The following is a 17,807-nucleotide window of genomic DNA, read 5'->3' on the forward strand; positions in this document are numbered from 1 at the left end:
CCCGCCGATCCTGCAGGCGGTCGCCGTCGTCATCGCTTTCGCGGTGGTCGTGGCGCTCATCCTGTTCCTCGTGGACATCGCTCCACGCAGGGGAGCGCTCTACACCGGCATCCGGCTGGCGATGTGCCTGCTCATCCCGTTCGCCGTGATGTGGTTCTTCAACTCCTACTACTGGGCGATGGGAGTGGCGGTCGCGGTCGGGGCGCTGTTCTTCTGGCTCGACTATCGATCACGCGACGGCGCCGGCTATCTGATCCAGCTCGTCGCCTTCATGGCACCAGCCATCCTGCTGCTGCTGGTCGGTCTGATCCTGCCGTCCATCCAGACGATGTACTCGTCGTTCCTGAACTCGTCGGGGAAGGACTTCGTCGGGTTCGCCAACTACCTGTGGATCTTCACGCAGTCCGATGGCATCACCTCGGTCGTCAACACGATCATCTGGGTGCTGCTCGTCCCGACCGTGTCGACCATCGTCGGTCTCGCCTACGCGGTGTTCATCGACCGCACCCGCGGCGAGAAGATCTATAAGGTCCTCGTGTTCATGCCCATGGCGATCTCCTTCGTCGGGGCTGGCATCATCTGGCGGTTCATGTACGAGTACCGCGGCCCCCAGTTCGAGCAGATCGGTCTGTTCAACCAGATCATGGTGTGGTTCGGCGGTGAGCCGCAGCAGTGGCTGCTGAACGAGCCGTGGAACACGCTGTTCCTGATCGTGGTGCTCATCTGGGTGCAGACCGGTTTCGCCATGGTGCTGCTGTCCGCGTCGATCAAGGGCGTGCCGCAGGAACTGCTCGAAGCGGCGGAGCTCGACGGTGCGAATGCCTGGGAGCGCTTCATCTCGGTGACGATCCCCTCCATCCGCCCCGCACTGATCGTGGTGCTGACGACGATCTCGATCGCCTCGCTGAAGGTGTTCGACATCGTCAGGACGATGACCGCCGGCAACTACGGCACCTCGGTGCTCGCGAACGAGATGTACACCCAGTTCTCGAAGTTCGAGGCCGGACGCAGTGCCGCGCTCTCCGTGATCCTGTTCATCCTGGTGCTGCCGATCGTCATCTACAACGCACGCCAGATCAAGAAGCAGCGGGAGATCCGATGACCGACACCGTGAAGTCCGAAACCGCTGTCAGCACCCGCGCCATCACGACCGGAGGCGGCATCGAAGGCTCCGCGGGACGCGCTCGCAAGAAGCTGTCGCGCCCCTGGGCGTCCGTCGCCTCCATCGTGATCGCGGTGCTCTGGACGATCCCGACGCTCGGGCTGTTCATCTCCTCGTTCCGGCCGCGCGATCAGATCCAGTCGAGCGGATGGTGGACGTTCTTCGCCGATCCGCAGGTGACGATCGAGAACTATGTCGACGTGCTGCAGTCCGGCACGACGCAGCTCACGATCCTCGAGTCGTTCGTCAACTCGATCGCGATCACGATCCCGGCCACGCTCGTACCGCTGATGATCGCCTCGATGGCGGCCTACGCCTTCGCGTGGATCGACTTCAAGGGCCGCAACGCGCTGTTCATCTTCGTGTTCGCCCTGCAGATCGTGCCGATCCAGATGGCCCTGGTGCCGCTGCTGAGTTCGTTCTCGCGAGGGATCAATCTCTTCGGCCTCCAGGTGACGCAGCCGCTCGGCGCGTCGGACGGCTACGCGCAGGTGTGGATCGCGCACACCATGTTCGCGCTGCCGCTGGCGATCTACCTGCTGCACAACTTCATGTCGGAGATCCCGGGGGAGATCATCGAGGCGGCCCGCGTCGACGGTGCGTCCCGCGGCCAGATCTTCTTCCGCGTGGTGCTGCCGCTGACGATGCCGGCGATCGCATCCGTCGCGATCTTCCAGTTCCTGTGGGTCTGGAACGACCTGCTCGTCGGACTGGTGTTCGCCGATGGAGCTGCCGCGCCGATCACGAAGCTGCTGGCCGAGATCACCGGAACCAGAGGAAACGACTGGTATCTGCTCACGGCGGGCGCCTTCGTGTCGATCATCGTGCCGCTGATCGTGTTCTTCGCTCTGCAGCGCTACTTCGTCCGCGGCCTGCTGGCCGGATCGACGAAGGGCTGACCTTCGAGAGACACCGGGGGCCTTTCGAGAGGACGGATGCCGCGGTCGGGTGCAACACAGCCCCGGTCGCGGCATCCGCGCGTCTACCCTGAAGTCATGAAGTACGCAGACTCGATCGTCGACCTCGTCGGCGACACGCCCCTCGTGAAGCTGAATCGCGTCACCGAGGGTGTGGCGTGCACAGTGCTCGTGAAGCTGGAGTATCTGAACCCCGGCGGGTCGTCGAAGGATCGCATCGCCGCGCGGATCATCGATGCCGCGGAGGCGTCGGGCGACCTGAAGCCCGGGGGCACGATCGTCGAAGCGACCAGCGGCAACACCGGAGTGGGGTTGGCGCTCGTCGCTCAGCAGCGCGGCTACAGCTGCGTCTTCGTGCTGCCGGACAAGGTCGGCGAGGACAAGATCGACGTGTTGCGGGCCTACGGCGCCGAGATCGTCGTGACGCCGACCTCGGTGGCCCCCGACAGTCCCGAGTCGTACTACAGCGTGAGCGACCGGCTCGCGCGCGAGATCCCCGGTGCCTTCAAGCCCAACCAGTACGAGAACCCGAACGGCCCGCGTAGCCACTACGAGACGACGGGGCCGGAGATCTGGCGCGACACCGACGGCGAGGTCACGCACTTCGTCGCCGGCGTCGGTACCGGTGGCACGATCACGGGCACGGGTCGCTACCTGCGTGAAGTCTCTGACGGACGGGTGCGCATCGTCGGAGTCGACCCCGAGGGGAGCGTCTACAGCGGCGGGACCGGTCGTCCGTACTTGGTGGAGGGCGTGGGCGAGGACATCTGGCCCGGTGCCTACGATCCGACCGTGCCGCACGAGATCGTCGCGGTCGGAGACGCAGAGGCCTTCGCCATGACGCGGCGGCTTGCCCGCGAGGAGGGCATCCTCGTCGGCGGATCGAGCGGCATGGCCGTGGTCGGTGCGCTGCGCGTCGCGCGGGATCTGCCCGCGGATGCCGTGATGGTGGTGCTGCTCCCCGACGGCGGGCGCGGCTACCTGGGCAAGATCTTCAACGACGGATGGATGCGCTCCTACGGCTTCAGCGAGCTGGAGGAGGGAGAGACCGTCGCCGACGTGCTCGCCGCTCGTCCGTCGCGACAGGGCGCGGGCATCCCCGACCTGGTTCACGCCCATCCCACCGACACCGTGCTCGAGGCCATCGGGATGATGACCGAGTACGACGTCTCGCAGCTGGTCGTGCTGAGCGCCGAGCCGCCCGTGATGATGGGCGAGGTGGTCGGCACCGTCGACGAGAAGGGGCTGCTCGACCTGCTGTTCCGTGGTGAGGCGAACGCGACGGACGCCGTGGGGGCGCACGTGGGGGAGAGGCTGCCGCTCGTCGGCATCCACGCTCCCGTCGCTCAGGCCAAGGCAGCGCTCGCCGATGCCGACGCGCTGCTGGTGACCGAAGACGGCAAGCCGCACACGGTGCTGACGCGTCAGGATCTGCTCGCCTATCTGTCGCGCTGAGGATGTCGGGATATCGGCCGACCCGGGGCGTAACCGGACGGCCGTCCGTGCGAGCGCGGACGTAGGCTGAGGAGCATGTCCGATCACGCCTTCGCCACCCGAGCCATCCACGCAGGACAAGCGCCAGACCCCGTCACGGGCGCGATCATCCCGCCGATCTATCAGTCCTCCACGCACGTGCAGGACAGCGTCGGGGGCCTGCGCTCAGGGTACGAGTACAACCGTGCGGGGAACCCCACACGTTCTTCGCTCGAGACGCAGCTCGCGGCTCTCGAGGGAGGTACGAGCGCGCTGTCCTTCGCCTCGGGGCTCGCGGCGGAGGACGCGCTGCTGCGCGGGATCCTGAAGCCGGGAGACCACGTCCTGCTCGGCAACGACGTCTACGGCGGGACGTACCGGCTCCTCACCCGGGTGCTGGCGCCCTGGGGTATCGAGACGACGACGGTCGAGCTCGCAGACATCGACGCGCTCCGAGCCGCCATCCGCCCCGAGACGAAGATCGTCTGGCTGGAGACGCCGAGCAACCCGCTCCTGAAGATCGTCGACATCGCGCAGATCGCCGAGATCGCGCATGCGGCGGGTCTCACGGTCGTCGTCGACAACACGTTCGCCTCGCCGGCGCTGCAGCAGCCGCTCGCGCTCGGCGCCGACCTGGTCGTGCACTCCACGACCAAGTACCTCGGCGGCCACTCGGACGTGCTCGGCGGTGCGGTCGTGTTCGCGGACGATCGGTTCTTCGAGCAGGTGAAGTTCCAGCAGTTCGCGGTCGGCGCGGTCTCCGCACCGCTGGATGCCTGGCTGACGACCCGCGGCATCAAGACGCTCGCGCTGCGGATGCGCCAGCACTCCGAGAACGCTCAGGCCATCGCCGAGTGGGCGCAGGCCCGCCCGGAGTTCGCCCAGGTGTACTTCCCCGGTCTCGCCTCTCACCCCGGCCACGACATCGCGGCGAAGCAGATGAGCGCCTTCGGTGGGATGCTGTCGTTCGGTCTCGCGGCCGGCGCCGACGCGGCGCGCGCCTTCGTCGAGAGCACCTCGGTGTTCCAGCTCGCAGAGTCGCTCGGCGGTGTCGAGTCGCTCATCGGATACCCGCCGGACATGACGCACGCGTCCGTACGAGGTACCGAGCTCGCCGTCCCGGAGAACATCGTGCGGCTCTCGGTGGGCATCGAAGACGTGGGCGACCTGATCGCCGACCTCGAGCAGGGACTCGACCGCATCTCGCGCTGATCGAGGCGCCTTCTGAGACGCACCTCCGCGGATCCGCGGGGGTGCGTTCTCCGTTCTCGTCCGTGTGGAAGCGGGCCGGGCGGCGGTAACATGGGGGCTTCCCCTGATCGAATCGATTCGACCATTGCATCCCCTGAACTCTGGAAGGACGTCGTGTCCGACGCTCCCCGCACTGATTCCCTCCCCGTCGTGAAGGCGGAGGATTCCGCCGATGACGCACCGAAGATCTCGCCGCCGGAACGCACCGCGACGGGAAGCATCCGCATCCCGACCGCGACCGGCGCCATCCGCACCCTCGGCGCGAACCCCGCGACCGCGCCGATCATGCTGCACCCGGGCGATGCCATCTCCCTCGGCCGTCGCACGCTGTACATCATCCTGCTCGGCGCGCTCACGGCCCTCGGCCCGTTCACGATCGACCTCTACCTTCCCGCCTTCCCGGTTCTGGAGCAGGACTTCCAGACCACGGCAGCCGCCATCCAGCTGACCCTGACCGGAACGATGATCGGCTTCGCGCTCGGTCAACTGGTGGTCGGTCCGCTCAGCGACAAGGTCGGGCGCCGTGTGCCGCTCATCGCGGTGACCGCTCTGCACGTGCTGGCCAGTGTGGGCGCAGCCTTCGCCCCGGATCTCGCGCTGCTCAGCGTGGCACGCGTGCTCATGGGTATCGGCGCTGCGGCCGGAGGAGTCGTGGCCATGGCGATCGTGCGCGACCTCTTCGGCGGGCGTCGACTCGTCGTCATGCTCTCGCGCCTCGCCCTGGTCTCCGGTGTGGCTCCGGTCATCGCGCCGCTCATCGGCTCCTGGCTCCTCACGCTCATGCCGTGGCGCGGCATTTTCGGGGTGCTCGCGGCCTACGGCATCGTGATGCTGCTGTCGACGATCCTGTTCATCCCGGAGACCCTTCCCGTCGCGCGGCGTCAGGACCGTGGCGGTGCCACCATGCTGCAGCGGTACCGTTCGGTGCTGTCCGATCGGGTGTTCCTGGGCGTGCTCGTGATCGGCGGAATGACGTTCTCCGGTCTGTTCTCGTACCTGTCGGCATCGCCCTTCCTGTTCCAGGTGACGCACGGGCTCGACGCGCAGCAGTACGGTCTGCTGTTCGCGGTGAACTCGCTCGGCGTCGTCGTCGGAGTCCAGACCGCGTCACGTCTGGCCGCGCGCTTCGGGCCGCAGTGGGTCATGGCCTACTCCACCGCCGTGCTGCTCATCGCCGGAACGGCCATCATCGTCACCGACCAGCTCGGTCTCGGGCTGTGGGGTACGGTCATCCCGCTGTTCGTCTTCATGACAGCCTGCGGATTCACGTTCCCCAACGTGCAGGTCCTCGCGCTCGACCGTCATGGGAAGGCCGCAGGGACCGCCGCATCGATCATCGGTGCGACCAACTTCGGTGTCGCCGGGCTCATCTCGCCGGTCGTGGGCTGGCTCTCGCATGACGCGGGTATCACCGCGACCACCATGGCCTCCGTCATGGTCGGCTGCGCCGCGATCGGCATCCTGTCGCTCTGGTTCGTGGTGCGCCCGCGCACGGTCGGGATGCTCGCTCCCTGAGCGTTCAGGCATCGTCCGACAGAATGGGACGATGAACAGGCGGATGCTGCTGTGGTGGGGAGTGGGCCTCCTCGCGCTCGCGACGATTCTCGGCGCCGTGGTGGTGTTCGCCTACCCGCAGACGCCGGGCTTCGACAACTGGTGGAACGACACCATCGCGGGAGCGAGGGCCGACTGGATGGTCGACTTCGCCCTCGTCCTGAACTGGGTCGGCGGGGGATGGGTCGCGATCTTCGGGGTGCCCTTGCTGGTGATCTTGGCGCTCGTGCTGGCGCGTCGGTGGCGCAGTGCGCTGTTCGCCGCGCTCTGCTTCGCTGCGAGTGCCGCCGGTGTGCAGGTGCTCAAGCAGCTCTTCGGCCGCGCGCGACCCGACGACATGCTGGTGGTGAGCGACTACGGCTCCTTCCCCTCAGGGCATACCGCGAACGCCGCGACCATCGCCCTCGTGCTCTGGGTACTGTTCCCGCGGGTCTGGGTGGCGATCGTCGGTGCGGCGTGGATCCTCGCAATGGCGCTCTCGCGCACCTTCCTGTCGGTGCACTGGGCCAGCGACACCCTCGGCGGCGCTCTGGTCGGTGCCGGCGTCGTGCTGGTGCTCGCCGCCTGGCTGCTTCCGTGGGTGCAGCAGAACGGGAAGCCGGCGGTCGAGGCGCCGATAGGCTGAGAGGCCCCGTTCCCTCCAGAGGAGTCGTCTTGTCTCGCATCCGTCCGTACCGCCCCACCGATCGTGCCGCGCTGTACGAGATCTGCGTGAAGACGGCCGATGCCGGAGCGGATGCCACCGGCGTCCTCTCCGACGACTCGCTGTGGGGCGACCTGTTCGCCGTGCCCTACGCCGAGCGTCATCCGGACCTCGCGTGGGTGGTCGAGAGCGACGACGAGCGGACGATCGGCTACATCGTGGCGACCGACGACACCGACGACTTCTACACGTGGTTCCGAGAGGAGTGGTGGCCCGCCCTCGAGGCCCGCTACCCGCGACCGGCCGAGATCGTCACCCGCGAGGACAGGATGATCGACTACGGCTACAGCCGCGCGGCCGGCATCGAGCCGAACGTCGTCGACCACCCCGCCCACCTGCACATCGATCTGCTTCCGGAGACCCAGGGGCAGGGACTCGGGCGCCTACTCATCGAGACGCTGTTCGCCGAGCTGACCCGACGCGGAGTGCGCGGCCTGCACCTCGGCATCGACCCGGACAACACGGGCGCAGCCGCCTTCTACGAGCGCCTCGGCATGACGCGACTGCCGGCGGAACCGGGCGGACAGATCTACGGCGTGCGCTTCGACGACTGAGCGGAGGACCGCGCCCGACACGAACGAGAAGAGCCCCCGCTGGCGCGGAGGCTTTTCTCGTTTTCGGCGGTGACGGCGGGACTCCGGTGCTCGCTGCGCTCGCGCCTCCCCGAATCCCCAGCGCTCGATGAATACGAGAAAAGCCCCCGCTGGCGCGGAGGCTTTTCTCGTTTTCGGCGGTGACGGCGGGATTCGAACCCGCGGTTGCTTGCACAACACACGCTTTCCAAGCGTGCTCCTTCGGCCGCTCGGACACGTCACCAAGGAACAACCTGTCCATCCTATCCGATGCGGGGAGGGCTGCGTGACAGGGCGGGAGTCCGCGCGCGAACGTCCATCGATGTGAAATATTGCACGTCACCCGTCACGTGTATAGCCTCATGTGAGGACGTATCGTCTTCGATCGCGATACGACGTTTCTCTGGGGGAAGCATGCAGGCGAGTTCGACGATGACGAGACGCAGCCACCGCACCGTGACGGCTTTCGAGCAATACGTGAGCGGACGGCGTGCTCTCGGCGATGGGGCGGTGTTCTTCCTCGAGACGGCGACGCATCTGGCCGATGTGCTCCGGGAGGCGGGGCGGAACGACGTCGTGTTCACGCCGTCGCGTTCGACCTCCTTCGCGCAGGAGAACGTCATGGAGTACGGCGGTCGTTTCCGAGAGCCGGGTGACCGACTGGTGCTCGACGCTCATCACGTCGTCGAGCTGCAGGAGTACGTTGCCGCGCCGTTCCTCTCGATCGTCTCGCCCACCGTCATCCGTCAGGGAAGCGCCGAAGGGCTTGCTGCCTTCCTCAGCGATGCCGACACGGCCAGAGACGACGGGATCTTCGTCGGCCAGCTGCTGAGCCCCATGGCGACTCTGGAATCCCGCGCGTCGTTCCTCGCCAGCGCTGCGTGCGGTGGCGGCCTCGTCCGCGTGCACGTGACGGCGGACGGAGAGTATCGCGACGGCCCGGACGGAGCACTACTCGGCCAGGTGGGCGACGCGAGAGCGGAAGTGCGGGTCGCCGCCGACGGAGTCGGCGGGCGCGGAAGGCCGTTCGCCCGCATCATGGATCCTCGCGTGCTCGATGCCGACCTCGACGACCGTCCGTGGTTCGGGCGCTACCTGGCAGCGCTCGATGCGCTGCGGGATTGGCGCGGGAGCCGTGGCCGTCCGACCATCTCCGGCTTCGGGGGACACCTCATCAGAGCCTTGGACGAGAGTGCGGCGTTTCCCGTCGTCGTGTCGGCCGACGCTCCTCTGCTCATGACGGACGACGGAGAGGAGTATGTCCTGGTCGATCCGCATCGCCGCATACATCTCCGACTCGGAATCGATGCTGCGCGGGCAACCGAATGCCTGCTGGCCACCGGAGACGAGTCATCGGCGACAGGGTTGCTGGCCTTCGAACTCGGCGTGCGGCCGACGGGCATCGCGCCGCTGATGCACAGACTCGGCGACCAGCTGCGCGATGCGGGGATCGATCTCGGCGCGAGTCGGCGGGCCGCCTCCTGATGCCCGGGCAGAACGCGACGGATCCGCACCTCCTCGGAGCGCGAGCATTCCGGGAGTGGATCACCGGAGAGCGGGAGCATCACTCACGGATCTTCTTCGTGGAGCGCGGTGCTGAGACGGATGCCGTCCGCCACGTGGCGGGCAGCGACGACCTGGTCCTGCTGCCCGAGGGCACCCCGTCGTGGGAGGGCGTCGCCGGCGTCGGCAGGTACGACGGCGCCGTGAGTGAGCCCGGGGACGAGGTGTTCTTCGGTGAGCGCGGCGTCGAGCTCCAGGACTACGTCGCCGCGGCGTTCATCCAGATCATCGGGCCCACGGCGGTCCGGTTCTTCGATGCCTCCAGCTGGCAAGCCTTCATCGACGACGCGGAACTCGCTCGGGACACGGGGGTGTTCCCGACGGCGTTGATCGATCCGCGCGTGCTCTTGGCCGATCGGCACACGCTATCGGTGCCCGACGGTTCCGATGTCCCGAGCGCGTTGCACATCGGTGACGACGGAGCCGTCAGAGCCGGCGTGCAGGGCGAGGTGCTCGGAGAGGTCGGCGACCTGCCTGCGATCCTCGCCACCCCGTTGCCGCGCGCGGCCTCCCTGTCCGGCATCGCGCCGAGGGAGCGGATCGCCGGCGACCTCGGAGCTCACGAGTGGATCGGGCGCTACCTCCGGGCCACCGACCTCATCAAGATGCTCGGGCTCGGGAACGGGACGGCGCGGATCTCGGGCTTCGGCTGGCTGCTCGTCGACGACGACCTCGCCGACGCCGAGCCCCGCTCATCGGACCCCTTCCTCCTCGACACCCCGGAAGGCTTCGTGCTCGCGGACACGACGACTCTGCGTCGTCAGCTGCTCTCACCGCAGACGGCCCGCGTCGTGGCCCTCGTCCAGACCTCGAGCACACCCGACCGCGCGACGGAACGCGTGGCCCGCGCGCTCGGCATTCCGGACGACCACGCCAGAGCGCTGTGCCGCGAGGCGGTCATCGCGCTGGGGATCCACGGCGGCAGACCTCTCTCCGGACGGCTTACAGAGGAGGCGCCACGATGACCGCACCGCACGCCCTGTGGACGTCGATGCTCCCCGCGGACACGACCTTCGCGTCGGATCGCGTCGCCGTCGGCGCCACCGGACACCGGATCGCGTTCGCCGACGGCTCCACGCGCCTGTGCGCCACGAGCGGCCTCTGGAACGTGCCGCTCGGTTTCGGGAACCCGGCCATCGGCGAGGCCGTCGCCAGGGTCACGCGTGACGCGTCGTACCTGTCGCTGTTCCGGGCGCCGCATCGCTACGCCGAAGATGCGGCGGATGCCCTCATCGAGCTCGCCGGTCCTGGCCGGTACGACCGGGTCATCTTCTCCACCTCGGGTGGTGCGGCGAACGACGCGGCCATGAAGCTCGCACGGCAGTACTGGGCGCAGACCGGCTCGGCGGCTCGGTCGCTGGTCGTGGGGTTGAAGGGCAGCTATCACGGCACCATGTACGGCAGCCACGTCCTCAGCGGGGACGACCTGCTGCAGTCCGTCTACGGCGTCGACCGTCGCGCGGTCCGCCACGTCTCCCACGCCGACGACGGCGAGGAGCTGGCTGCGCTGTTGCAGCGGGAAGGCACCAGAGTGGCCTCGGTGGTCGTGGAGCCCGTGCTCGGCAGCGGCGCATATGCGCTGTCCCGTGCGTTCGTCGAGCGCCTTCTCGCACTGCGCGAACAGTACGGATTCCTGATCGTCGCGGACGAGGTCGCGACGGGATTCGGGCGCACCGGAACCATGCTCGCCACCGACAGGTGGGCCGCGCCGCCCGATGTGCTCATCCTCTCGAAAGCGCTGACGAACGGCGTGATGGGTGCGGCCGCCCTCCTGATCGGTCCGCGTATCGCCACGGCATTCATCCGAGGCGGGTGGACGTTCGTGCACGGTGAGACGCAGGCCGGAACCCCGGCGTGTGCCGCGGCGATCGTCGCGGTGATCGAGGAACTGCGGCGCATCGACGTGGAGACCGTCACCCAGGCGCTCGCGACCGAGGTGCAGGACCTGGCCGCGCGGCTGAAAGCGGACGGCGTGGTGACCGAGATCACCGGGAGCGGATGCTTCGTCGGTCTGGGTCTGCGACACCCCGACGAGACGGGGCTGTCCGGCCAGGAGGTGCTGGAGGTCGTCTCGGCCATCGCCCGCTGCGGTGTGCTGGTGCAGCCGGGCCCGAGCTCCATCGAGCTGATACCCGCGTACGGATTCGACGCGGCGGAGCTCCGCGAGACCGAGACCGCGGTGCGAGCGGGGCTCGCCCACACGCGGGGTGCAGCGGCATGATCACGGACTTCTCGGCGCGTGTGCCCACGCTGTGGTACGGAGACGGGAGCGCATCGCGCACGATCACGCGCCTCACCGCCGGACACGACACCCTCGTGATCGCGGACACGGCCGTCCCGTCGTCGCACCTGGCCGGATGCGCGGCACGGCGGATCGACGTCGACGCGCAACGGGCGGACGTGACGACCGTGCGAGAGATCGCGCGGCAGATCATCCGCCGTCCGCCGCGGAGGGTCGTGGCCGTCGGGGGCGGGAGCATTCTCGATGCGAGCAAGATCGCCGCGCTCGTGCTCGTGTCTCGACGGATGTTCGACTACGCCATCGGCCACGCGTCGCGATCGGCCCTCACCGTACTGCCCGATGCGGCGCCGGCTGTCGACCTCCTGGCCGTGCCGACCACGCTCGGCACCTCGTCGGAGACGAACTGCGTGGCCGTTCTCGAGAACGACCAGGGCTACCGTCTCATCGTCGGCCGTGCTCTGCGACCGCGGCATGCCGTGCTCGATCCGCGCCAGCTGAGTTCCCTCCCCTCCGCGGCGGTGACCGAGGGGGCGCTGGAGGCGTTCCTCCGTGTCGCCGGTGCCTCGACGAGTCCTCGGCGAACGGACAGAGCGCGCAGAGACGCCAGCGTCCTCGGCAGGGCCCTCCTCGCGGCGGCGTCGCACGACACCGTCTCGACTGCGGGACGATCGCGTCTGGCACGTCTCAGCGCCGCCACGCAGCGCACATCGGCGCTGCGTGGGGGCGATCCCTTCAGCGCGCGGCACTGGTACCTCGCGAACGAGGTGGCGTTCCGACTGGGCGTTCGCAAGATGGTCGCCACGGCGGCGGTCTGCGGCGCCGTCTGGCGCCGCATCGGCGCCGGTGACTCACGATGGGGCGATGCGCGCAGCCTGGAGCGCTTCTGGACCGAGGTTGCCGGCGTGATCGACCTGCCCGTCGATCCCGCCACCGGCATCGAGGCACTCGTCGAGCGATGGCGGATCCCGCTTCCGTCACGCCCCGCGGCCCATGAGATGCGCCACATCGCACTCACCACGGAGCGCGCATGGGGAAACCGTCAGCCGATGCTGCCCGGCCTGGTCGAAGGCGACTTCCACGACGTGCTCCGCGAATCCCGCTGGAGCAGCCACGCGGTCGGTGCAGGTGACCGACCGTCGATGTTCGAGCCGAAGGAGGTGAAGTGAATGAAGGAGAACACGCAGAAGACGATCCAGTTCCAGGAGCTGGACGCGATGGAGGCGCCGAGCTGGGACAGCTTCTATCAGGGCGTGATCGGTGCTCTGGTCCTCATCGGGATCGGCGCGGCCGCTGCCACCTGACGCGATCCCGACGAGGTGGTCGACATCGGAAAGGAGGAAACATGCAAGCCGCAATGCCGACGCTCGAATTCACAGAGCTCGAAGCCATGGACGCGCTGAACGACACCGATGACTACATGCGGGGATTCGCCGTGGGCGTCATCATCGGAATTCTCGCTCTGACCTAGACAGCTGCCGAACGGACCAATCGAAGGAGGTGCACTGTGCAGACGACGTCGCTGGAGTTCTCGGAACTCGAACAGATCGACGCGCCCACCGAATGGTGGGAGCACGCGAGCTACATCATCGCCATCATCGGCGGGGCGGCAGCCATCGCGACCTGACCGGAGTGCGGGCGGGTCCTCTCGCCCGCACTTCCCCTCCGATCCCAGAGAGGCCATGAGCCGAATGCCAGACCTGATCACCGACACCGTGTCGGCACTTCTCGACGGCGCCGATGCCGTGGCGCAGCCGCTCGATCTGTACACCGGGGCGGGGACGGACTTCTACGAGCGGCTCGTCGGCCCTGATCGCGTGGAGGTCCGCGAGGTGCTGGGGCTCGCGAGAGTCACCGCCGACCCCGTGCTCGACATCGCGGCGGGGAGCGGGCGACTGACGATCCCGCTGCTGCGATCCGGCAAGCAGGTGACCGCGATCGACACCTCGCGAGACATGCTCTCGCACCTCCGCCGTGCGATGCCCGACCACCCGAGGCTCGACTGCGTCGTCGCGGACATGCGCGATTTCCACCTCGGACGCCGCTACGGGCTCATCGTGCTCGGAGCCACATCCGTGACCCTGCTCGACCGCGAGGATCGATCGCTGCTGTTCGCGCGCGTGCATGAACACCTCACCCCGGACGGGGTATTCGCCCTGACCGTCGCGGGTGGCGCCGCCGCGGAGAGCCTGGCGTCGGCGAGAGACGAGGAGATCACGGTCCCCGGACCCGCCGGAACGGAGACCTATCTCTTCTCGCAGCAGATCGAGGAAGGCGGCGCCGTCCGCGTGGTCAACTGGGTTCGAGAGTCCGACATCGACGCCGGTGCATCGGTGCCCGTGCTCACCAGCCGCTTGCACGTACTCGGTCACGAGGTCCTGTCGAGCGAACTCGTCGAGGCGGGATTCGCCGCGCCCGATGTCGCTCCCGTCCGTTCGCCGGGGGGAACGGACATCCTCCTGCTCACGACATCGCGAGGTCGCTCCCCGGGAGGCACGGGATGACGGCGGTTCTTCGGAAGCTCTCCCGTAGGCGGGCATCCCCGGCGATGGAACCGCTGGGAGCCGACACCTGCCCGCTGCTGGCCCACGGTGTCGTCTTCGAGAGCACGGGCGAGGACGCGGCGTGGATCGCCGTCGTCGACGGGGTGCCATCGTCGAGGGTGTCGCCCGCGGTCATCGAACTGCTGACGGCGATGGACGGCGGGACCACGGTGCACGCCCTGCACCGACGGTTCGCCGCGTCGGAATCGCCGGAGAGCTTTCTGCGACTGGTCGGACGGTTCCGGGACAACGGACTGCTCGAGGGCGGTGCGAAGCGCGCACCCGGGCGCATCAGCTACCGGCCGCCGTTCACCCTGCAATTCGCGACCCTTCGCGCGCCCACCCTCTTCGCACGTCTCGACGGCGCAGTCTTCCGCCCGTCCTCTCGCGTGCTTGTGGCATCTGTGGCCGTGCTCCTCTGCGCCGGGCTGGTGGCCGCGATCCTGCAGGCCGGCGACCTGCGAGACGTCCTCACCCGGCCGTTGCCGCTGGGTGCGGTGCTGACGCTGATCGTCCTGCTCTCGCTCATCACCCTGCTCCACGAGGGTGCTCACGGACTCACCCTCACCAGGTTCGGCGGCAGTCCCCGACGAGCCGGGTTCATGATCTTCTATCTCACACCCGCGTTCTTCGTCGACGTCACGGACGGATGGCGGCTCGCCGACCGACGACACCGCGTGGCCGTCGCGCTCGCAGGTCCGGCGGTGCACGCCGTCGTGGCGGCGGCCGCGGTGCTGCTCGCGCTCGCCGCGCCCCGGTCCACGGTCAGAGACGTGCTGCTGCTTCTGGCCACGTCCTGCGTCGTCATCGTGCTCGTGAACCTCATCCCGTTCGTGCGATTCGACGGCTACATCGCCCTGATGAACGCCCTCGACACGCCGAACCTCCGTGGCAGGACCATCAGCGACGGTGCGAACGCGCTGAGCCGCCGGCTGTTCGGCGGAGCGCCGGTGAACCGGAGCGTGCAGACGTGGTGGAGCGTGCCGTTCGGTCTCGCGAGCCTGCTCGCCCCGGTCGTGATGGTCGTGCTCGTGGTGACCAGGACGGTGCACGCGTTCGCCGACGGGGGACCGGTGCTCGGTCTGTTCGTGGTCGCGCTCGAAGCCGTCGTCGTCCTGGTGGGCTGCGGCCTGCTGGTGCGCGCGCTCTCCCGCGTGCTGCGCTCCGGCGTCTCCCGAGTCCGCTTCGTCGGAGTGTGTGTCGCCCTGGCTGCGGCGGTCGTGATCACCGGCACGCTGCTGCCCGTTCCCGCCACGGCGACGTTCGGGTTCGTCGCCGACGACGGTCGGGTGAGCCTCGTCCAGGGAGGCGAAAGGACCGCGGTCGAGGTGCCCGACGGCGCCCGCGTGCTGTTGAGCAGTCGCGGCATCCTCATGAACGAACCGCTGGGGGTGGGCAGTGTCCGCCCCCAGCCGCCGCAACCGATCACGGTTCCCGTGGACGCCCTGTTCCCCGTCAGAGCCGAGGGACTGACTGTTCCCGCCGTGGTCGTCGGGACCGTCGACGTGGAGATGCCGGAGCGGAGACTCCCGTCGACCGGCCAGGCCCGTATCGACCTCGGAACGACCAACGTGTGGCAGATGCTCTGGATGCGGGGTGTGATGGCGCCGCTGTCGCCCCTGTGGGCAGAAGAGGAGGAGAGGCAATGAAGACGAACCAGCCTGCGATCGAGGTGCGAGCGCTCACCAAGAGGTTCGGGCATCGGGCGGCGGTCGAGGACCTGTCGTTCGCCGTGCCGCGCGGTTCGATCGTCGGTCTGCTCGGGCCGAACGGCGCGGGCAAATCGACGACCCTGCGGGCCATCGTCGGTCTGCTCAGGCCCACGAGCGGCGACTGTCTGATCGACGGGGAGCCGTTCGCGGCGCGGCGCGATCCGGCGTCGCGCGTCGGAGTGCATATGGACGGCTTCGGGTTCGAACCGGGCATCACCGCGCGGCGGCATCTGGAGATCTGCCGACTCGCAGCCGGCGCGCCCCGTCGACGCGTGGACGAGGTGCTCGAAGAGGTCGGCCTCGCGGATGATGCCCGTCGTCGGGTGAAGGCCTTCTCGACGGGCATGACGCAGCGACTCGGTCTGGCGGCCGCACTGATCGGCTCTCCACGCACCCTCATCCTCGACGAGCCGGCGAACGGCCTCGATCCCGACGGCATCCGCTGGCTCCGCCGCTTCCTCCGTGACTTCGTCGCGCGGGGAGGGACGGTCCTGGTCTCCAGCCATCAGCTCCCGGAACTCGAACAGGTCGTCGACCAGGTCGTGGTCATCAAGCGTCGCGCGCTCTTCGCCGGCCCGCTCAGCGAGCTCGTGGCGGGAGACGTCGACTCGCTCGAGAGCAGGTATTTCGATCTCGTCGAGGGAGCATCGGCATGAGGGGTGTCATCCGCGGGGAGATGCTGCGGTCCGTGAGCGGTCCCTCGGTTCTCGCCGTCTATCTCGTCGCGGTGCTCATGCCGCTGTTCGTGCTCTTCTCGGACGGTTCGCGCTTCGATCTCGGGGGTGTCGCTGCCGGGGTGGCGACCGCCCGTCTCCTCGAGCCGCTGGCGTGGTCGGTGATCTCCGCCGCGTTCGTCAGCGCCTACGCGGTGACCAGGGAGTACTACTACGCGTCGATGGACCGGACACTCACGGCAGTGGGGTTCCCGCGAACCTTCGGCGGAAAGCTCGTGGCAGGCGTGGCGGTGGCCGTCGCCCTGTCGCTCGGTGTCTTCGCGCTGTGGACCGCGGGCGTCTTCGTCTTCCTCGTTCAGGACGGTGTGGCTCCGACCCTCACCCAGGAAGCCTGGCGCATCTACGCGGGGGCTCTGGTCGGCACGATTCTCGGTGCGCTCATCGGCGGCGCGATCGGCTGGATCACCCAGAACTACTACGCCACGGCGATCATCGTCCTCGTGTTCCCGATGGCGCTGGAGTTCGCATTGCTGCGCACGGCGCCGGAGGTCGCGAAGTTCTCGCCCGGCCTGGCCATCGCCGCCATCGGTGTGCCCGGGTATCAGGGCAGGCTGCTGGAGCTCGCCCCTGCCGTCGCCGTCGGGCTCGCGTGGACGTTCGGGCTGCTCGCGATCGCCTGGGTGCGAGGGCGCCGGAGCGCTGCGTGATCGGTCGGGCGCTGCGTGCTCAGACGCGCAGCCTCGCGGGCGATGTCGTCCTCCTCGGGGTCGCGGTCGCGGCGTTCGCGATGTCGCTGACGCTGGCGGCGAGCATCCCGTCCGAGGTCGCGAATGCCTCCGTCGACGCCCGCGCGGAGCTCGCAGCCCCGCTCAGCACCGTCCTCGCGACCTACGCGGGGATCCTCGCCGCCGTCTACGGCTCGTTCCGGTACACGATCGACCGTCGGGACGGGGTGGTCGCGCAACGTCTGACGATGCAGCGACGGTGGGTGATGCTCCTGGTCAGGACGATCACGTGCGCGGTGGGCGGTGCCGTGGTCGCGCTCGCGGCCGTGCTCGGCGGACACTCGGCGCTGACGATCGTCATGGGAGGACTCCCGGTGGAGTGGTCGGTGCTTCTCTCCACCCTCGTGCTCGGCGCGCTCGCCTCCCTCTGGGGCATGGGGATCGGACTCATCGTGCAAGCCCACCTCGCGGCACTCTTCGTCTCGGCTCTCTCGATGGGGGTGGCGGTCATCGTCGCGATGTTCTGGAGCACCGGTGCCGCGTATCTGCCGCTTCTCGCATTGCTCGAAGGCTTCCGGTTCGACATGGGCGCAGTGGGGATCCCACCGCATCAGGAGCTGACCGGGCCGGTCGCTCTCCTGGTCTCCGCCGGATGGGTGCTCGCCGCGCTGATCGCGGGAGGAGCCGCTTTCCTTTCCCGCGACGTGAGATGACCGCGC

The 17,807-nt window shown here is 68.5% G+C and carries 19 protein-coding genes and 1 tRNA gene; 19 read left to right on the top strand and 1 reads right to left on the bottom strand.

The window, feature by feature from the left end; genetic code table 11:
- From AX744_RS09200 to AX744_RS09230, 7 genes are all read left to right on the top strand, one after another.
- On the top strand, positions 1-1,102 hold a 1,102-nt coding region (locus tag AX744_RS09200), incomplete at its 5' end, for a carbohydrate ABC transporter permease (RefSeq protein WP_331709303.1).
- Positions 1,099-2,061 carry a carbohydrate ABC transporter permease gene (locus AX744_RS09205; protein ID WP_046747883.1) on the top strand — a complete coding sequence of 321 codons (963 nt, stop codon included), beginning with the start codon at positions 1,099-1,101 and terminating at the stop codon, positions 2,059-2,061. The genes AX744_RS09200 and AX744_RS09205, both read left to right, overlap by 4 nt.
- 96 nt (positions 2,062-2,157) lie before the next feature.
- Complete coding sequence (locus AX744_RS09210; protein WP_046747884.1) at positions 2,158-3,534, top strand: cystathionine beta-synthase; 1,377 nt, start codon at positions 2,158-2,160, stop codon at positions 3,532-3,534.
- Between the two features lie 75 nt (positions 3,535-3,609).
- Entirely contained in the window at positions 3,610-4,764 is a 1,155-nt protein-coding gene (locus tag AX744_RS09215) for a cystathionine gamma-synthase (RefSeq protein ID WP_058632117.1), read from the top strand.
- Positions 4,765-4,917: 153 nt separating this feature from the next.
- Entirely contained in the window at positions 4,918-6,318 is a 1,401-nt protein-coding gene (locus AX744_RS09220) for a multidrug effflux MFS transporter (protein WP_171011033.1), read from the top strand.
- A 31-nt stretch (positions 6,319-6,349) separates the two neighbouring features.
- A complete protein-coding gene (locus tag AX744_RS09225; RefSeq protein WP_058632116.1) occupies positions 6,350-6,982 on the top strand; it encodes a phosphatase PAP2 family protein in 633 nt (210 codons plus the stop codon).
- 29 nt (positions 6,983-7,011) lie between these two features.
- Positions 7,012-7,614 (top strand): GNAT family N-acetyltransferase, encoded by a 603-nt coding sequence (locus AX744_RS09230; RefSeq protein WP_058632115.1) that lies wholly within the window; start codon positions 7,012-7,014, stop codon positions 7,612-7,614.
- Positions 7,615-7,791: 177 nt separating this feature from the next.
- On the opposite strand, the gene AX744_RS09235 is transcribed toward AX744_RS09230, so the two are convergent.
- Positions 7,792-7,876 (bottom strand) — tRNA-Ser (locus AX744_RS09235).
- Between the two features lie 188 nt (positions 7,877-8,064).
- Between AX744_RS09235 and mpaB (AX744_RS09240) the strand changes: the two genes are divergently transcribed.
- The 12 genes from mpaB (AX744_RS09240) to AX744_RS09280 are packed head-to-tail and all read left to right on the top strand — an operon-like array spanning position 8,065 to position 17,801.
- Positions 8,065-9,117: a daptide biosynthesis RiPP recognition protein gene (gene mpaB, locus AX744_RS09240; RefSeq protein WP_230977812.1), complete on the top strand. Its 1,053-nt coding sequence runs from the start codon at positions 8,065-8,067 to the stop codon at positions 9,115-9,117.
- On the top strand, positions 9,117-10,160 hold the full coding sequence (gene mpaB, locus AX744_RS09245; protein ID WP_061016475.1) for a daptide biosynthesis RiPP recognition protein: 1,044 nt from the start codon (positions 9,117-9,119) through the stop codon (positions 10,158-10,160). The genes mpaB (AX744_RS09240) and mpaB (AX744_RS09245) overlap by 1 nt, the downstream gene beginning before the upstream one ends.
- A complete protein-coding gene (gene mpaD, locus AX744_RS09250) occupies positions 10,157-11,416 on the top strand; it encodes a daptide-type RiPP biosynthesis aminotransferase (RefSeq protein ID WP_061016476.1) in 1,260 nt (419 codons plus the stop codon). Before mpaB (AX744_RS09245) ends, mpaD begins: the two co-directional genes overlap by 4 nt.
- Entirely contained in the window at positions 11,413-12,603 is a 1,191-nt protein-coding gene (gene mpaC / locus AX744_RS09255) for a daptide-type RiPP biosynthesis dehydogenase (RefSeq protein WP_061016479.1), read from the top strand. Before mpaD ends, mpaC begins: the two co-directional genes overlap by 4 nt.
- Entirely contained in the window at positions 12,604-12,738 is a 135-nt protein-coding gene (gene mpaA1, locus AX744_RS21210; RefSeq protein WP_257021926.1) for an MpaA1 family daptide-type RiPP, read from the top strand.
- A gap of 41 nt (positions 12,739-12,779) precedes the next feature.
- Positions 12,780-12,905 carry an MpaA2 family daptide-type RiPP gene (gene mpaA2, locus AX744_RS21215; RefSeq protein ID WP_257021928.1) on the top strand — a complete coding sequence of 42 codons (126 nt, stop codon included), beginning with the start codon at positions 12,780-12,782 and terminating at the stop codon, positions 12,903-12,905.
- A 36-nt stretch (positions 12,906-12,941) separates the two neighbouring features.
- Positions 12,942-13,061, top strand: coding sequence for an MpaA3 family daptide-type RiPP (gene mpaA3 / locus AX744_RS21525; protein ID WP_307723493.1), 120 nt, complete (start codon positions 12,942-12,944; stop codon positions 13,059-13,061).
- Positions 13,062-13,116: 55 nt separating this feature from the next.
- Complete coding sequence (gene mpaM / locus AX744_RS09260) at positions 13,117-13,938, top strand: daptide-type RiPP biosynthesis methyltransferase (RefSeq protein ID WP_231728773.1); 822 nt, start codon at positions 13,117-13,119, stop codon at positions 13,936-13,938.
- Positions 13,939-13,982: 44 nt separating this feature from the next.
- Positions 13,983-15,626: a daptide biosynthesis intramembrane metalloprotease gene (mpaP, locus tag AX744_RS09265; protein WP_061016483.1), complete on the top strand. Its 1,644-nt coding sequence runs from the start codon at positions 13,983-13,985 to the stop codon at positions 15,624-15,626.
- Positions 15,623-16,345: an ATP-binding cassette domain-containing protein gene (locus tag AX744_RS09270; protein WP_046747893.1), complete on the top strand. Its 723-nt coding sequence runs from the start codon at positions 15,623-15,625 to the stop codon at positions 16,343-16,345. Before mpaP ends, AX744_RS09270 begins: the two co-directional genes overlap by 4 nt.
- A gap of 32 nt (positions 16,346-16,377) precedes the next feature.
- Entirely contained in the window at positions 16,378-17,070 is a 693-nt protein-coding gene (locus tag AX744_RS09275) for an ABC transporter permease (RefSeq protein ID WP_231728774.1), read from the top strand.
- Positions 17,067-17,801, top strand: a complete 735-nt coding sequence (locus AX744_RS09280) for a hypothetical protein (protein ID WP_061016488.1) — start codon at positions 17,067-17,069, stop codon at positions 17,799-17,801. The genes AX744_RS09275 and AX744_RS09280 overlap by 4 nt, the downstream gene beginning before the upstream one ends.
- Positions 17,802-17,807 lie beyond the last annotated feature (6 nt).

The organism is Microbacterium sp. CCH5-D1, from assembly GCF_001557335.1.
GTDB classification, from domain to species: domain Bacteria; phylum Actinomycetota; class Actinomycetes; order Actinomycetales; family Microbacteriaceae; genus Microbacterium; species Microbacterium oxydans.

What these genes read in the sequence shown, in the direction of transcription:
- AX744_RS09210 (WP_046747884.1), top strand. Translation starts at nt 2,158, where the DNA reads ATGAAGTACGCAGACTCGATCGTCGACCTCGTCGGCGACACGCCCCTC.
- mpaA1 (WP_257021926.1), top strand. Translation starts at nt 12,604, where the DNA reads ATGAAGGAGAACACGCAGAAGACGATCCAGTTCCAGGAGCTGGACGCG.
- mpaC (WP_061016479.1), top strand. Translation starts at nt 11,413, where the DNA reads ATGATCACGGACTTCTCGGCGCGTGTGCCCACGCTGTGGTACGGAGAC.
- AX744_RS09215 (WP_058632117.1), top strand. Translation starts at nt 3,610, where the DNA reads ATGTCCGATCACGCCTTCGCCACCCGAGCCATCCACGCAGGACAAGCG.
- mpaB (WP_061016475.1), top strand. Translation starts at nt 9,117, where the DNA reads ATGCCCGGGCAGAACGCGACGGATCCGCACCTCCTCGGAGCGCGAGCA.
- AX744_RS09205 (WP_046747883.1), top strand. Translation starts at nt 1,099, where the DNA reads ATGACCGACACCGTGAAGTCCGAAACCGCTGTCAGCACCCGCGCCATC.
- AX744_RS09270 (WP_046747893.1), top strand. Translation starts at nt 15,623, where the DNA reads ATGAAGACGAACCAGCCTGCGATCGAGGTGCGAGCGCTCACCAAGAGG.
- mpaD (WP_061016476.1), top strand. Translation starts at nt 10,157, where the DNA reads ATGACCGCACCGCACGCCCTGTGGACGTCGATGCTCCCCGCGGACACG.
- mpaP (WP_061016483.1), top strand. Translation starts at nt 13,983, where the DNA reads ATGGAACCGCTGGGAGCCGACACCTGCCCGCTGCTGGCCCACGGTGTC.
- mpaA2 (WP_257021928.1), top strand. Translation starts at nt 12,780, where the DNA reads ATGCAAGCCGCAATGCCGACGCTCGAATTCACAGAGCTCGAAGCCATG.
- mpaM (WP_231728773.1), top strand. Translation starts at nt 13,117, where the DNA reads ATGAGCCGAATGCCAGACCTGATCACCGACACCGTGTCGGCACTTCTC.
- mpaB (WP_230977812.1), top strand. Translation starts at nt 8,065, where the DNA reads ATGACGAGACGCAGCCACCGCACCGTGACGGCTTTCGAGCAATACGTG.
- AX744_RS09225 (WP_058632116.1), top strand. Translation starts at nt 6,350, where the DNA reads ATGAACAGGCGGATGCTGCTGTGGTGGGGAGTGGGCCTCCTCGCGCTC.